This is a genomic window from Streptomyces sp. LX-29, from assembly GCF_029541745.1.
Taxonomy (GTDB): Bacteria; Actinomycetota; Actinomycetes; order Streptomycetales; family Streptomycetaceae; genus Streptomyces.
Window position 1 is genome coordinate 1,585,095 of sequence record NZ_CP089746.1, and the last position, 15,787, is coordinate 1,600,881.

Genomic DNA, 15,787 nt, shown 5'->3' on the forward strand with positions numbered 1-15,787 from the left:
ATCCGTAGGGCCGTTGGCCAGGCGGTGTGTGGCCTCTCCCGCGGACGCCGACATCCGTTCGACTGGATCGCGTGGGCGGTCCCGCGTGGGCGCCAGGTCCCCTCCCCCACCCATGCGCGCGGTCCGTCGCGGCCGGCACGGCGGGTACCGACCTCCGCGGACGCGAGGTCCGCCCCACGCGCGGACGCCGGTTCCGTCCGCGAGGCCCCGGGTACGCCTCGCGCGGGGGCGCCCGGGGTGACCTTGCCTTCACTTCCCTTGACATCGCTGGCACGCCCCCCCGCGGGCGCCCCCGGGTCGCGGCCCCGCGGCGCCCCCGTGCCCCCGCCTCCCCGGCCTCGCGTCACGACGCCGGAAGACCGGTCACCCGAAGTGCGCCCGGCTGGCCGGAAGGTGACGCGGGCTCGGCCTGCGTCGGGGAGAGAGGGGCGAGGCTCTATGGTGTACGCCATGCCTTCAGCGTCAGGCGGCTCCGCCGCCGGCGGCGCGCTCGGTGAGGCCGAGGCGCCCGTTGCCACGATCCGTATCGTCACCCGATCCTCTCCCATGGCCCTGGCCCAGGTGGAGCGCGTACGCGCCGAACTCGCGGTCCTGCGGCCGGAGATCCGCACCGAGGTCGTACCCGTGACCACCTCCGGCGACCGCTGGATGGGCGATCTGGCGGCCCTCGGCGGAAAGGGGGCGTTCACCAAGGAGGTGGACGCCGCGCTGCTCGCCGGCGAGGCGGATCTGGCGGTCCACTGCGTCAAGGACGTGCCCGCCGACCGCCCGCTGCCCGCGGGGACGGTCTTCGCCGCCTACCTCAGGCGCGACGACATCCGGGACGCGCTGGTGCACCCCGGCGGGCTGACGCTGGACGAGTTGCCCGCGGGGACGCGGATCGGCACCTCCTCGGTCCGGCGCGCCGCCCAACTGGCCATCTCCCACCCGCATCTGGAGTGCGTGCCGATGCGCGGCAACGCCAACCGGCGGCTGGAGAAGCTGGACGCGGGCGAGGCGGACGCGCTGCTGCTCGCCGCCTCGGGCCTGGAGCGCATCGGCCGCGCGGACCGGATCTCCGAGGTGCTGTCGGTGGAGACCATGTGCCCGCCGATCGGTGCCGGGGTGCTGGCCCTCCAGTGCCGCGAGGACGACACCGCCACCATCGAGGCCGTCTCGGGGCTCGGCGACGCGGACGCCTGGCGGGAGATGACGGCCGAACGCATGCTGCTGCACGTCCTACAGGGCCACTGCAACGCCCCGATCGCGGGCTACGCCCGGGCCGAGCGCGACGGCCGGCTGTCACTGCGCGCGCGGGTGTTCACTCCGGACGGCAAGACGGTGTTGGACGCCCATGAGTGGGCCGGCCCGCTGGACCCGGCGACGCTCGGCACCTCGGTGGCGGTGGCGCTGCTGCGCCAGGGCGCGCGTGAGCTGATCGACGGCATCCCGCACTGAGCCGGCGGGCTTGGCTCGCGGGAGCGGCCCGGACCTGGGCCGCTCCCGCCGGACCCCGCGGGGTCCCCTCCGCGGGGGTCTTCCGGCCCCCCGCTGGACGTCCGACCGTCCAGGCCGTCCGGGCCGTCCGCGGCGGGGTTCAGCCGCGCAGCCGACGCCAGACCGCCCGCGCGGCGTGGTGGCCCGACATGCCGTGGACGCCCGGCCCCGGAGGGGTGGCCGAGGAGCACAGGAAGACGGCTGGGTGGGCGGTCGCGTACGGGACGCGGGCGAGCTTGGGGCGCAGCACGGAGCGCAGCCCGCGGAACGAGCCGCAGGCGATGTCCCCGCCGACGTAGTTCGCGTTCCGCGCGGCCAGCTCCGCGGGGCCCGCGACCGCGCGGGCCAGCACCAGGTCCCGGAAGCCCGGCGCGAAGCGTTCGATCTGCCGCTCGACCGCCTCGGTGGCGTCGCCGGTCCAGCCGCTGGGCACATGCCCGTAGGCCCAGAAGGTGTGCTTGCCCTCCGGGGCGCGGGTGGTGTCGACGATGCTGGGCTGGGCGGTGATCAGGAACGGCACGGTCGGGTCGTGGCCGTCCACGGCGGCGCGCAGGGCGGCGTCGATCTCGCCGGCGGTGGGGCCGATGTGCACCGTGCCCGCCCGTCGGGCCGCCTCGGCGGTCCAGGGCACCGGTCCGTCCAGCGCGTAGTCGACCTTGAAGACGGCGGCGCCGTACTCATAGCCGCGATAGGCGTTGCCGAGCCCGGCGATGCGGGCCAGGGCGGTGGGCGAGGTGTCGAAGACGTACGCGCGAGCGGGCGGGAGGTCGTCCAGTCGCTTGACCTCGAACCCGGTGTGGACGGTGCCGCCCAGCTCGCGCAGATAGCCGGCGAGCGCGTCGGGGATGGCCTGGGAGCCGCCGCGCGGCACCGGCCAGCCGACCTCGTGCGCGGCGATCGCGAAGATCAGCGCGATGCCGCCGGTGGTCAGCCCGCCCAGCGGGGCGATGGCGTGCGCGGCCAGCCCGGCCAGCATGCCGCGCGCCTTGGCACCGTGGAACCGGCGGGCGAGCAGGGCCGCGGGCTGGGCGGCCTGCGTCCCGAAGCGGGCCCAGGTGATCGGGGAGCGCGGCAGGCCGTCCCACTGGGTGCGCAGCACATCGACGGAGAGGGTGTCCCAGGTGCCGCGGTAGGGGGCGACGAGCCGGCGGTAGACGCCCGCGTCGCGCGGGCCGAGCGAGCTGGCCGTCTCGCCCACCGAGTGGGCCAGCACGGCGGCGGTGCCGTCGGGGAACGGATGGGCCATGGGCAGCTCGGGGTGGACCCACTCCAGGCCGTGCCGGGCGAGCGGCAGGCTGCGGAAGACGGGCGAGCCCACGCCGAGCGGGTGCACCGCCGAGCAGGGGTCGTGCCGGAAGCCGGGGAGGGTGAGCTCCTCGGTCCGGGCCCCGCCGCCGATGGTGTCGGCGGCCTCGAAGACCTCCACGGCGAGGCCGCGCCGGGCGAGTTCGACGGCGGCGGTCAGCCCGTTGGGTCCGGCGCCCACCACCACCGCGTCGAGCATCGATGCCACGTCGGCCTCCTCACCGTCGCGGAACGGTCCGCCGACCGTCAGTCGACAGCCGGTCAGCCGGACGGCCGATCAGCCGGCGACGGCCAGCAGGCCCAGAATATGCCGTACGGTCGCGGCGTCCCGCGCCGCGGTGAACGGAAGCGCGTTGCCGCCCGCGATCCGGAAGGGCTGCCCCGCGACCGTGGCGCTGGCGCCGCCCGCCTCGGCGACCAGCAGCAGCCCGGCCGCGTGGTCCCAGGGGTTCTCCCAGGAGAAGGCGATCGCGTCGAGCCGGCCGCGGGCCACGTTCAGATACTCCAGCCCGGCCGAGCCGCAGGGGCGCGGCGCGACCCCTTCGGTGTTCAGCCCGGCCAGGGCGCGCTGCTCGGCCTCGGTGGTGAAGTCGTAGTGCGAGATGGCCACGGTCAGGACCTCGCCGGGGGTCGGCGAGCCCGCGCGGAGCGGCTCGCCGCCCAGCCGGGCCCCCTGGCCTCGGAGGGCGACGGCCATGAGGTCCAGCGCGGGGGCGTAGGTCCAGGAGGCGAGCACCTCGCCGCGGTGCGCCAGGGCCACGAGGGTGGCGAAGCCGTCCTCGCCGTGCACGAACTGGCGGGTGCCGTCCACCGGGTCCACGATCCACACCGGGGCGTCGCCGCCGAGCGCGGCCAGCACGCTCGGGTCGGCGTGCACGGCCTCCTCGCCCACCACCACGGAGCCGGGCAGGAGGGCGGTGAGCGACGCGGTCAGGTGCTCCTCGGCGAGCCGGTCGGCCACCGTCACGAGGTCGTGTGGCCCGTTCTTCTCGACGATGTCGTCATCGGCGAGCTGCCGGAAGCGCGGCAGGATCTCGGCCGCGGCCGCCTTGCGGACCGCCTCCTCGACGTCGGACAGATCTCCGGCGAGAAACTGATCGATCATGCCTCCATCGAACCATGCCCCTCCGACAACCGGTTCACGGGTGGTGGACAAGCGGTTGCACCCGGGTGAACGGAGCGGTCGATATCCGCCCCGCGACGGTGGCAGGGCCTGCCGAGACGACGAGGGAGACGGGTGCGCGGGGCCGCGGTACGCCGTGCGCCGTGCGCCAGCGGTTACGCGTTGCCGAGCGGTTACGCGTTCCGGAGCGGTTAGGCGTTCCGGAGCGGTTAGGCAGGGTACGGCGTCGGCGGCCGGCCTCCCGCTGCCCCCGCCTACGGCATGGCCCCGCGCGGCAGGGCTTCCGACGGTCAGGTCGTGGCCGCGGCACCGGCGGCCCGCCGGTCCCGCCGACCCGGGCCTCCACGGTGGCGCCGCCGAGCCGCGTCTCGCGCGGGTGGGACGTCGGTGAGGAGTCGGTGCGCCGGTTGGGCGGGTCGATCGCCCCCTGGAGCGGCGGTCACGCCGTCAGAGTGCCTCCATGAGCGCGTCGACGGTGCCGTGCAGCCCATGGGACGCGTCGCCGGTCCTGGCCACGACCTGGAGGCCGACCACGGTGTGCAGCAGCAGGCCGGCGAGGGCGCTCGCGTCACGGTCGGGGGCGATCTCGCCCCTGCGCTGCCCCTCCTCGATCACGGCGCGGAACACGTCTTCGGTGCGGATGAAGATCTGTCGCACCACCGCCGCGGCCTCCGCGTCCCGACCGGCCAGCTCCGTGGCGGTGTTGACGGCGAGGCAGCCACGCTGGTCCGAGGGGGCCAGCGCCCGCCGGACCAGGCGCTCCAGCGCGGCCCGCAGCCGCACCCTGACCGGCTCCCTGCCGTGCAGCAGCTCCGCCATGACGAGCTCGTGGTTGTCCCGGTAGCGCCGCAGGGCCAGTTCGAAGAGCCCGCGCTTGCTGCCGAAGGCGTGGTAAAGGCTGCCCTTGCCGATGCCGATCTCGTCGACGAGGTCCTGTGGCGTGGTCGCGGCGTACCCCTTGCGCCAGAACACCCCCATCGCGCGGTCGACGGCGACATCCGGATCGAACTGCTTCGGCCTCCCCATGGGCGCAACCGTAGCAGAGGTTTTTGACCTTGAATTCAAGTACATCGGCGGGGTGCCCCGGCTACGGTGGGCGGCATGCATGGTGAGTACAAGGTTCCCGGTGGGAAGCTCGTGGTCGTCGACCTGGACGTGCGGGAGGGCGTGCTGCGCGACGTGCGGGTGGCGGGGGACTTCTTTCTGGAACCCGACGACGCCCTGCTCGCCATCGACCGGGCGCTGGAGGGCGCTCCGGCCGACACCGAGGCGCCGGCACTGGCCGCGCGCATCGAGGCGGCGCTGCCGCCCGGCACGGTGATGTTCGGTTTCTCCGCCGAGGCGGTGGGCGTGGCGGTGCGCCGGGCGCTGGCCCACGCGACGGACTGGAACGACTACGACTGGCAGCTGGTCCACGAGGGCCCGCAGCCCCCGGAGCTGCACATGGCGCTGGACGAGGTGCTCACCGCCGAGGTGGCCGCCGGCCGCCGGCCCCCGACCCTGCGGGTCTGGGAGTGGGACCGTCCAGCAGTGATCATCGGTAGCTTCCAGTCGCTGCGGAACGAGGTGGACCCGGCCGGCGCCGAGCGGCACGGGGTGACCGTCGTGCGCCGCGTCAGCGGCGGCGGGGCCATGTTCGTGGAGCCCGGCAACACCATCACGTACTCGCTCTACGTCCCCGAGTCCCTGGTCTCCGGCCTCTCCTTCGCCGACTCCTACGCCTACCTCGACGACTGGGTGCTCGGCGCCCTCGGCGACATGGGCATCACCGCCTGGTACCAGCCGCTCAACGACATCGCCACCGAGAGCGGCAAGATCGCCGGAGCGGCCCAGAAGCGCGTGGTGAGCGACGACCACGCCGTGCTGCACCACGTGACGATGGCCTACGACATCGACGCCGACAAGATGCTGGACGTCCTGCGCATCGGCCGGGAGAAGCTCTCCGACAAGGGCACCGGGAGCGCCAAGAAGCGCGTCGACCCGCTCCGCCGGCAGACCGGCCTGCCGCGCGTCACCGTCATCGAGCGACTGGTCGCCTCCTTCCGCGAGCGGTACGGGCTCACCGACGGCAAGGTGACGGACGAGGAACTGGCCCGCGCCCAGACACTGGCCGTCGAGAAGTTCGGCTCGCCGGAGTGGACCGCGCGGGTGCCGTGACCTGACCGGACTGCTCCCGACGCGGTGAACGCGAAGGCCCGGCCCACGGCGACCAGGCCTTCGCGCGTGCTGGAGTGGGGGCGCCTCCCTCCCGCCAGCTCGCTTCTGTCGGCAGTCTCCCGTGGGCTCTCTCCCGTCAGCGGAAGGGGTTTCCCGTGGCCGAGGTCGGCCCTAGTCGCTCAGGGCCGGGATGACGTGTTCGCCGTACGCGTCGATCGTCGCCTCCTTCGCGTCGTGCATCGCGTAGACGGCGAACTGGTCCACGCCCAGTGCCCGGAGGGCCCTGAGCTTTTCGATGTGGGCCTCGGGCGGGCCCAGCAGGCAGAAGCGGTCCACGATCTCGTCGGGGACGAAGGCGGTGTCGGGGTTCCCGGCGCGGCCGTGGTGGCTGTAGTCGTAGCCGGCGCGCTCCTTGATGTAGGCGGTGAGCGACTCGGGGACCGCTCCGGAGTGTTCGCCGTAGCGTTGGACCAGGTCGGCGACGTGGTTGCCGACCATGCCGCCGAACCAGCGGCACTGTTCGCGGGCGTGGGTGAGGTCGTCGCCCACGTAGGCGGGGGCGGCGACGCAGACGGTGACCGCGTCCGGGTCCCGTCCGGCCTCGGCCGCGGCGGTGCGGACCGCCCGCACCATCCACTCGGTGAGGAACGGATCGGCGAGCTGGAGGATGAAGCCGTCGGCCTTCCGGCCGGTGAGCGCGAGCGCCTTGGGGCCGTAGGCCGCCATCCAGACGGGCAGCCGGCCGTCCCGGATCCAGGGGAAGCGCAGGGTGACACCGTCGACCACGGCCTCACGGCCCTCCGCCAGATCACGGATGACGTCGATGGCCTCGCCGACGCGGGCCAGGGTGTTGGGCTTGCGGCCCGCCACCCGCATCGCCGAGTCGCCGCGGCCGATGCCGCACACGGTGCGGTTGCCGTACATGTCGTTCAGGGTGGCGAAGGTGGAGGCGGTCACCTCCCAGGTGCGGGTTCCCGGGTTCGTCACCATCGGGCCGACGATGAGCCGCTCGGTGTGTTCCAGGATGCGGCTGTAGATGACGAACGGCTCCTGCCAGAGCACGGCGGAGTCGAAGGTCCAGCCGTAGCGGAAGCCGCGCGCCTCCGCGCGGCGCATGAGCTCGATGACGGTGGTGGCGGGTGGGTCGGTCTGGAGGACGAGTCCGAAGTCCATACGCGTGTTCCCGGTTCAGGAGAGGCGGCTCAGTCGAGGTACTGGCAGGTGTCGCGCGGCACATAGGCGCCATGGCCCGCACGCCCGGTGAACCGCTGTCGGTCGATGACGGTCTCCCCGCGCGACAGCACGGTGACCACCCGTCCGGTGATCCGCTTGCCCTCGTAGGCGGAGTAGTCGACGTTCATGTGGTGGGTCCGCGCGGACAGGGTCTGCTCGGCCCGGGGGTCGTAGAGGACGATGTCGGCGTCCGCGCCGGGGGCGATGGTGCCTTTCTTCGGATAGAGCCCGAACATCCGTGCCGGGGTGGCGCAGGCGATCTCGATCCAGCGGCGGCGCGAGATATGGCCCTCCACCACGGCCTGGTGGAGCAGGTCCATGCGGTTCTCCACCCCCGGCAGCCCGTTGGGGATCTTCGAGAAGTCGCCGCGGCCCAGTTCCTTCTGGCCCGCGAAACAGAACGGGCAGTGGTCGGTGGAGACGACCTGGAGGTCGTTGGTGCGCAGTCCGCGCCAGAGCGCGGCCTGGTGTTCGCGCGGCCGCAGCGGGGTGGAACAGACGTACTTGGCGCCCTCGAAGTCCGGCTCGGCGAGGTTGTCGGTGGACAGGAACAGGTACTGCGGGCAGGTCTCGCCGAAGACGTCCAGGCCCATGTCCCGCGCGGCGGCGAGCTCCTGGACCGCCTCCTGGGCCGAGACGTGCACCACGTACAGCGGGGCGCCGGCGACCCGCGCGAGCTGGATGGCGCGGTGGGTGGCCTCGGCCTCCAACAGCGCCTTGCGCACCTCGCCGTGGTAGCGCGGATCGGTTCGGCCGGCGGCCAGGGCCTGCTGGACGAGGACGTCGATGGCGATGCCGTTCTCGGCGTGCATCATGATCAGCCCGCCGTTGCCGGCCGAGCGCTGCATGGCACGCAGGATCTGCCCGTCGTCGCTGTAGAACACCCCCGGATAGGCCATGAACAGCTTGAACGAGGTCAGGCCCTCCTCCACGAGCAGGTCCATCTCCTTGAGCGAGCTGTCGTTCACATCGGAGAGGATCATGTGGAAGGCGTAGTCGACGGCGCAGTTGCCCGCCGCCTTCGCGTGCCAGGCGTCCAGCCCCTCGCGCAGCGCCTGCCCCTTGGTCTGGACGGCGAAGTCCACGATGGTGGTGGTCCCGCCCCAGGCGGCCGCGCGGGTCCCGGTCTCGAAGGTGTCGGAGGCCGACGTGCCGCCGAACGGCAGCTCCATGTGGGTGTGCGCGTCCACACCGCCCGGGACGACGTAGAGGTCGGTGGCGTCGATCGTACGGTCGGCGGTCCAACCGGCCGCGTAGTCGCCGCCGTGGGCGGCGACGGCGACCACCCGGCCGTCCTCGATCAGGACGTCGGCGGGCATCTCGTCGGCCGCGGTGATGACGAGTCCGCCGCGGATGACGGTGCGGCTGCCGCTCATGCCGCCCTCCCTCGTACCGTGTTCAGCGCCTGCTCCAGGATGGCCGCGCCCTGCTCCGCCTCGGCGACCGTGAGGCTCAGCGGCGGGGCGATGCGCAGCACGCTGGTGTGGTGGCCGCCGCCCTTGCCGATGAGGAGACCCGCCTCCCGCGCGGCCTCCAGGACCGCGGAGGCGGCCTCCGGCGAGGGCCGCTCGGATCCCGGCTCGACCAACTCGACGCCGATCATCAGGCCGCGGCCCCGCACCTCGCGTACCGCGTCGTTCCCGGCGGTGGCGGCGCGCAGCCGTTCGATCAGCAGCCCGCCGACGCGCCGGGCGTTGCCCTGGAGGTCGTGTTCGAGGAGATGGGTGAGGTTGGCCATGCCCGCGGCCATGGTGATCGGGCTGCCGCCGAAGGTGGAGATCGAGTTGGCCTCCAGGCAGTTCATCACCTCCGCGCGGGCGACGACCCCGCCGATGGACATGCCGTTGCCGATGCCCTTGGCGAAGGTCAGCATGTCCGGGGGGCCGGCGTGGGCGTGCGCCTGCCAGCCCCAGAAGTGCTCGCCGGTGCGCCCCCAGCCGGTCTGCACCTCGTCGCTGATCCACAGGATGCCGTGGCGTTCGAGCACCTCGCGGAAGGCGGCGTAGAGGCCGTCGGGCGGGGCGGTGAACCCGCCGACGCCCTGCACCGGCTCGGCGATCAGCGCGGCGACGGTGCCGTGCGCCTGTCCCAGCACGTCTTCCAGGTCCGCCACGCAGGCGGTGATGAACTCCGCGTCGGACAGGTGCGCGTAGGGGCCGCGGGCGCGCACCCCGCCGTGCACGTACAGCGTCTGGAGCGGGGAGAGGCTGGTCGGGGACCAGGAGCGGTTGCCGGTGATGCCGACGGTGGAGAAGGACCGGCCGTGGTAGCTGTTGCGCATGGCCAGGATCTGGTTGGAGCGGCGGTGGGTGGTCGCGAGCAGCAGCGCGGTGTCGTTGGCCTCGGTGCCGGAGGTGGTGAAGAAGACCCGGGCGTCGGGGATCCCGGACAGTCGCGCGACCCGCTCGGCCAGGTCCACCATGGGGCGGTCGAGGTAGAGGGTGGAGCTGTGCAGGATCCGGCCCGCCTGCTCCGCCACCGCCTTGGTGACCTCGGGCAGGGCATGGGCGGTCATGGTGGTGAGAATGCCGCCGAAGAAGTCGAGGTAGCGCTTGCCGTCGCCGTCCCAGACGTGCCGGCCCTCGCCATGGGTGATCTCGATCGGGTGCTGGTAGTAGAGGGCCAGCCAGTCGGGCAGCACGGCGCGGTGGCGTGCGTGCAGCGCGGCGTGGGTCTCGCTCATGGTGCTCCCTCGGTCTCTCCCGGCGCGCGTCCGGGGGTCGCTCCGGCTCCGGTCCCGCTCACGGTCGCCCGTCTCACCGGAGCCCGCCTCACGGTCGTCCCCGTCACGGACACCCCCGTCAGGGTCGTCCCGGTCACGGTCTTCCGCGTCACGGTCGTCGCCTCCGTGATGGCAGCCCGCCTCAGGGGCGTTCCCGTCACGGCCGTCCCCGTCACGGGCGCCTCCCTGACGGCAGCCCGCCTCAGGGGCCTTCCCGTCACGAACGTCCCCGTCACGGGCGCACCAGGCCGTCGTACGCGTCCGGGCGCCGGTCCCGGTAGAACGCCCACTGCTGCCGCACCTCCTCGATGAGGTCGAAGTCGAGGTCGCGGACGACCAGCTCCTCCTTGGTGTCGCTGGCGGCGTCGCCGACGATCTGTCCGCGCGGGTCGACGAAGTACGAGCTCCCGTAGAAGTCGTTGTCGCCGTACTCCTCCTGGCCCACCCGGTTGATCGCGGCGACGAAGTACTCGTTGGCCACCGCGGCCGCGGGCTGCTCCAGCCGCCACAGGTACTGCGACAGCCCCCGGTGGGTGGCCGACGGGTTGTAGACCAACTCGGCGCCGGCCAGTCCCAGGGCGCGCCATCCCTCCGGGAAGTGCCGGTCGTAGCAGATGTAGACGCCCACCTTGCCGACGGCGGTGTCGAAGACCGGCCAGCCGAGGTTGCCCGGCTTGAAGTAGTACTTCTCCCAGAACCCCTTGACCTGCGGGATGTGGTGCTTGCGGTACTTGCCCAGATAGCTGCCGTCGGCGTCGATGACCGCGGCGGTGTTGAAGTACAGGCCCGACTGCTCGATCTCGAAGATCGGCACCACGATGACCATGCCGGTCTCGCGCGCCAGGTCCCGCATGCGGCGCACGGTGGGACCGTCCGGCACCGGCTCCGCCCACCGATAGTGCTCGGGATCCTGAACCTGGCAGAAGTACGGTGCGTTGAAGACTTCCTGGAAGCCGATCACCTTGGCCCCCTGCGCGGCCGCCGCGCGTGCGTGCTCCTCGTGCTTTGCGATCATCGTTTCGGTATCACCCGTCCAGGTGGCCTGGACCAGTGCCGCGCGAACAATCTTGGCCATGAGAGGCTCCTTTGACTGCACGTCAGACGCGTCTACGCACGTAGATACGGGGCGTAGGTGGAGAACGTACGACCCGTCTTCCCACGGTGACAAGACCGCCGTCGTTAAGCAACGAGGCGATCATGTTTCCTGACGCGCGTCTCCGCCTCCCGCCGGGTCTCCTGATGGGCGAGCCCGTTTCCGGTCGGGTGTCCCCGCGTGTTCCCGCTTCCCGACACGCGCCATCGCTTCTGACCGACGTCCCCTCGGCAGGCGCGCACCCGACTCCCCGGCGCGGGTCCGCTTCCTGTTCCTGCCGGCGACCCGGCTCCGGTCGGCTGTCCCCCGCTCCGGTCGGCTGTCCTCGGTTTCGCGGCGGCCGTCCCCCGTGGGCGGACGTCGCCCTTGACGGACATCGCCGTTGACGGACGTCCCCCGTGGCAGGCGTCCCCGTGGGCAGGCGTCCGCGTTGGCGGACGTCCCCGTTTCCCGGCGCGCGTCTCGCCGCGCGCCGGGCCGCGTGGGCGGTCGGCCCGGCCTCAGGCCAGGCCCGGGACCCCCGGAACCCCCGCCACGCGCAGCGCGTGGGCGATGTCGTGGTGCCTGCTGGAGGACACCTCGAGCGCCGCGGTCAGCAGCATCGGCACCATCCGGCCCGGGTCCGCGGACGCCGCCCCCGCCACCTCGGCGGGGGTACGGGCCCGCACCAGCGACTCCAGCAGCCCGCTCGCCTCCGACCGGTGACCCGCCTCGCACAGCGCGAGCGCCGCCCCCGCCACCTCGGCGACCGGGCGCGCCGTGCTCTGCCGCAGCAGGTGCGCGCAGTCGTACGCCCGGTCCGCGTCCGCGAGCGCCCCGGCGGCCGCGGCGAGCGCCGCCGGAGGCAGTCCGGCGAGCTCCCACAGGAGGGTGGCGACGTCCGCCCCCAGCCCCGCGCGCTCCAGTTCCGCCGCCAGCAGGGGCAGCCGCTCCGCGGGCCAGAGGGCGGCCTCGCAGAGCACCCCGTGCGCCTCGCCGCTGCGGCCCGCCGCCCGCAACCGCGCGATCCGGTCCACGGCCGCCACGGCCTCCTGCCGCGCGACCGTGGCCCTCCGCTCCGGCCCCGTGTCCCGGCCCTCGTGGCGCGGAGCCGGCTCCGGGTCCGTGCCGCGCGCCTCCACCGCTCCCCTGCGGCGCCCGCGCCGCCTGCCACCGTGCCCACCCTCGTCGGCTTCCCCATAGGCCCCGGCGAAGCGTGCCCCTCGGGGCGCTCCGGTCGCCGGTGTCACCGCCCGCGCCACCACCGGCACGACGCCCGCCCCCGTACCTGCCGCCTCGACGTCGTCCGCCTCCACTCCCGCGAACCGCGCCCCTCGCGGACGCCGCCGCACCGGCCCGTCACCCTCATCCCGAGGCGCCTCCTTATCCCGAGGCGCCTCCTCCCTCCGCCGCGCCTCGGCGACGGGCTCCCCGGCGGCCCCGGCCTCCCGCACGGGCGCGGGTGCCCCCGGGGGAGCGGGCATCCCCACGCCGGCGGATGCCCAGGCGGGGGCGGGAGCGCCCGCGGCGGCCGGCCCCCCGGCGGGCCCCGCCGCTCCGGTGGTCCCGCGTGATCCGCCGGAATGCCGCGACCCGGCGGAATGCCACGGCCCGCCGGACTCCCGTGGCCCGCCGGACTCCCGTGATCCCGCGAGGGGCGGCGCGGCGGAGGCCGGCGCCCCGACCGAAGCATCCGGCGCCATGGTGTCCGGCAGCCGGACGGGAGCGACTGCCCCGGGAGGAGCCCCCGGTCCAGCCGAGGCGGGCGGCCCGGCGGGGGTGGCCATCCCGGCCGGGGCGAGCGGCCCGGAGGGGGCGGTAGCCGGACCGCCAGCGGCCGGGCCGGGGGCGGGGGCGGGGTCTTCGGCCGGGCCGGGTAAGTCCGGGGCGGAGGGGGGAACGGGCTCGCCCAGGGCCTGGAGTCGGGCGGCGAGTTCCTGGCAGCGGGCGGTGGCGCGTTCGCAGTCGTCGTGGGCCCAGGCCAGATCCGTGGTGAGGCGCCGCTGGGCGGCCGGGTCGGCGTGGGCGGCCCCCACCGCCGCCCGCAGGTGGTGCTCGCGATGCGCCGCGTGTCGACGCTGACGGCGCATCGCCTCCAGACGGGCACGGAGGGCGGCCGGGCCGCCGATCCAGGTGTCGTAGGCGGTGACGGAGGCGCGGTAGAGGGCGGCGGCCCGGCCGGCCGCCGCGGCGGCCTCGGCGGCGCCGCACCGCGCGGACAGGTCCTGGAGCAGGGCCTGGACCACGTCCCAGGGCGGGACCTCACGACCGTCCAGACAGGCCCGGATGCCCTCGGGGTCGCGGAGGGCGAAGACGCCGTACCAGCCGGAGTCCGGGGCGAGCCGCCCGGTCAGTGCCCGCAGAAACCGGGCGAACTCGTCGATCTCCGTCGTGAGTTGGCCGTCCGCCATCTCCACCCCTCGCCCATGGACCGCACACCCTCCCGTGCGCACGCATTCGACACCCTGCGTGTTACGAGACCGGTTACGGGCGTGCTACGGGCGTTTTTCCGGATGCGCTTACGGCATGGAGGGGCGGACGGCCTACGACGTGAGGGGGAGCGCCGCTACGTCAGCCCGTGGGCCTCACCACCATCGCGGAGCCGCCGCCGCGCCGGACCGTCTCCGCCGCGGCGAGCCAGCGCCCGTCGGGGAGTCGCTGCACTCCGGTCGCCGCGCCGATTTCGGGGTTCTGCTTGAAGGTGTGCCCGATCGCCTCCAGTTGCCGGCGCAGCGGGCTGTTCCACAGCCCGGGTTCGAGGTCGGTGGTCACCGCGTTGCGCTGGCTGGCGCGGGGGGCGGCGATGGCGTCGACCAGCGGCAGTCCGCGGTCCAGGTGACCGGTCAGCGTCTGGAGCACCGTGGTGATGATGGTCGAGCCACCCGGGGAGCCGAGCGCGAGGACCGGCCGGCCGTCGTCGAGCACGATCGTGGGCGACATGGAGGAGCGCGGCCGCTTCCCGGGACCGGGCAGGTTGGGGTCGTGGACGGCGGGGTTGGCCGGCGCGAAGGAGAAGTCGGTCAGCTCGTTGTTGAGCAGGAAGCCGCGCCCCGGCACGGTGATGCCGCTGCCGCCGGTCTGCTCGATGGTGAGGGTGTACGCCACCACGTTCCCCCATTTGTCGGCCACCGTCAGATGGGTGGTGTTCTCCCCCTCGTAGGTGGTGGGCGCGCTGACTCCTCCGCTGTCGCAGCCCGCGCCGGGCTTGCGCGGGTCCCCGGGCGCGACCGGGCTGGTGAGCACCGCCCCGTCCTTGATGAGGCAGGCGCGTGAGTCGGCGAAGCGCTGCGAGAGCAGGCCCCGCACCGGGACGTCCTCGAAGGCCGGGTCGCCGACCCAGCGGCCGCGGTCGGCGAAGGCGATCCGGCTCGCCTCTATGTAGCGGTGCAGGTAGTCCCGCTGGCTCAGCTTCGAAAGGTCGGTGCTCTCCAGGATGTTGAGCGCCTCGGCGACGGTGGTGCCGCCGGAGGAGGAGGGCGCCATGCCGTACACGTCCAGACCCCGGTAGTCGGTGCGGGTGGGGGCCTGCCGCCTGGTCTCGTAGGAGCGCAGGTCCTGGCGCGTCAGGTCGCCAGGCCGCACGAGGCGGGTGGCGCCCGCCCGCACGGGGGGCTTGCGCACGGTGTGGATGACGTCGCGGCCCAGTTCTCCCTTGTACAGGACGTCGACGCCTCGCTTGGCCAGCAGGGCGTAGGTGCGGGCCAGGTCGGGGTTGGTGAAGGTGGAGCCGACCACCGGGAGTTCACCGTCGGGCAGGAAGAGATCGGCGCTGGCCGGGAAGTCGGCGAAGCGCGCCTGGTTGTCGGCGGTCTGCTGGCGGAAGGTGGCGTCCACCGTGAAGCCGTCGCGGGCCAGTCGCTCGGCGGGCTGGAGCACCTGGGCGAGAGAGCGGGTGCCCCAGGTGTCGAGCGCCTCGTCCCAGGTGGCGGGGGTGCCGGGGGTGCCGACGCCCAGGCCGCTGGTGACCCCTTCCTCGAACGGTATCGGCTTTCCGTCGGCACCGAGGAAGAGGTCCGCGTCGGCGCTGAGCGGCGCGGTCTCGCGGCCGTCGATGGTGTGGATCCGGCGGTCCTTGGCGCTGTAGTAGACGAAGAAACCGCCGCCGCCGACGCCGGCCGAATACGGCTCGGTGACACCGAGCGCGGCGGCGGTGGCGACCGCGGCGTCCACCGCGTTCCCACCCTGGCGCAGCACGCGGATGCCGACGGCCGACGCGTCGGGGTCCACGCTGGACACGGCGCCGCCGTAGCCGACGGCCACCGGCGACTTGGCCGGGGTGTCCGCGCCGGGGGCGGTCGCGGGCGAGGAGTCGCCCCGCGCTCCGCCGGGCGCGGCGCCGAGCGTCAGCCCGGCGATGAGGGTGGTGGCGGCGAGGACGGAGAGCCGGCGGCGGGCGGCCCCACGCCGTCGGTTCGGTGACGTTGCTGCTGGTGCGGTGGCTCTCGGGGCGAACCCCATGCGCGTACCTCCAAGTCCAGGCGAACGACGGGTGCCGGAGGATACCGGCGCGCCCGCCGCCGGGAACAGCGGCGGACGCGGGTCCGGCACCGCCCTCAGCATGCCCCCTTCCCGAGTCCCCCGCCTGGGGTTATCCACAGGCGGTCGACATTCGTCATACGAATCGAGACCCCGCGAAGGGGGCTCCGGGAGCGCCGAAAGGACGAATCGGGACCTCTGGGAGAACGAATCGGGACGTCTC

Annotated in this window: 11 protein-coding genes; 2 read left to right on the forward strand and 9 right to left on the reverse strand. The window is 73.8% G+C overall.

Going from position 1 to position 15,787, the window contains the following annotated elements:
• Positions 1-450: 450 nt before the first annotated feature.
• Complete coding sequence (gene hemC / locus LRS74_RS06925; RefSeq protein WP_277740165.1) at positions 451-1,437, forward strand: hydroxymethylbilane synthase; 987 nt, start codon at positions 451-453, stop codon at positions 1,435-1,437.
• A 139-nt stretch (positions 1,438-1,576) separates the two neighbouring features.
• On the opposite strand, the gene LRS74_RS06930 is transcribed toward hemC, so the two are convergent.
• The 3 genes from LRS74_RS06930 to LRS74_RS06940 form a co-directional block, all read right to left on the reverse strand.
• On the reverse strand, positions 1,577-2,980 hold the full coding sequence (locus LRS74_RS06930; RefSeq protein ID WP_277744635.1) for an NAD(P)/FAD-dependent oxidoreductase: 1,404 nt from the start codon (positions 2,978-2,980) through the stop codon (positions 1,577-1,579).
• Between the two features lie 78 nt (positions 2,981-3,058).
• Positions 3,059-3,886 (reverse strand): inositol monophosphatase family protein, encoded by an 828-nt coding sequence (locus LRS74_RS06935; protein WP_277740166.1) that lies wholly within the window; start codon positions 3,884-3,886, stop codon positions 3,059-3,061.
• 465 nt (positions 3,887-4,351) lie between these two features.
• Positions 4,352-4,930 (reverse strand): TetR/AcrR family transcriptional regulator, encoded by a 579-nt coding sequence (locus LRS74_RS06940; protein WP_277740167.1) that lies wholly within the window; start codon positions 4,928-4,930, stop codon positions 4,352-4,354.
• 75 nt (positions 4,931-5,005) lie between these two features.
• Between LRS74_RS06940 and LRS74_RS06945 the strand changes: the two genes are divergently transcribed.
• Positions 5,006-6,061 carry a lipoate--protein ligase family protein gene (locus tag LRS74_RS06945; protein WP_277740168.1) on the forward strand — a complete coding sequence of 352 codons (1,056 nt, stop codon included), beginning with the start codon at positions 5,006-5,008 and terminating at the stop codon, positions 6,059-6,061.
• Positions 6,062-6,232: 171 nt separating this feature from the next.
• On the opposite strand, the gene LRS74_RS06950 is transcribed toward LRS74_RS06945, so the two are convergent.
• The 6 genes from LRS74_RS06950 to ggt form a co-directional block, all read right to left on the reverse strand.
• Complete coding sequence (locus tag LRS74_RS06950; protein WP_277740169.1) at positions 6,233-7,234, reverse strand: TIGR03842 family LLM class F420-dependent oxidoreductase; 1,002 nt, start codon at positions 7,232-7,234, stop codon at positions 6,233-6,235.
• A 29-nt stretch (positions 7,235-7,263) separates the two neighbouring features.
• Positions 7,264-8,670: a dihydropyrimidinase gene (hydA, locus tag LRS74_RS06955; protein WP_277740170.1), complete on the reverse strand. Its 1,407-nt coding sequence runs from the start codon at positions 8,668-8,670 to the stop codon at positions 7,264-7,266.
• Complete coding sequence (locus LRS74_RS06960; RefSeq protein WP_277740171.1) at positions 8,667-9,977, reverse strand: aspartate aminotransferase family protein; 1,311 nt, start codon at positions 9,975-9,977, stop codon at positions 8,667-8,669. Before LRS74_RS06960 ends, hydA begins: the two co-directional genes overlap by 4 nt.
• Positions 9,978-10,248: 271 nt before the next feature.
• Complete coding sequence (locus tag LRS74_RS06965) at positions 10,249-11,091, reverse strand: nitrilase-related carbon-nitrogen hydrolase (RefSeq protein ID WP_277740172.1); 843 nt, start codon at positions 11,089-11,091, stop codon at positions 10,249-10,251.
• Positions 11,092-11,609: 518 nt separating this feature from the next.
• The gene (locus tag LRS74_RS06970) at positions 11,610-13,499 is read right to left on the reverse strand and encodes a hypothetical protein (protein ID WP_277740173.1); all 1,890 of its coding nucleotides are present in this window, start codon (positions 13,497-13,499) and stop codon (positions 11,610-11,612) included.
• 160 nt (positions 13,500-13,659) lie between these two features.
• A complete protein-coding gene (gene ggt, locus LRS74_RS06975) occupies positions 13,660-15,546 on the reverse strand; it encodes a gamma-glutamyltransferase (protein WP_277740174.1) in 1,887 nt (628 codons plus the stop codon).
• Positions 15,547-15,787: the final 241 nt, after the last annotated feature.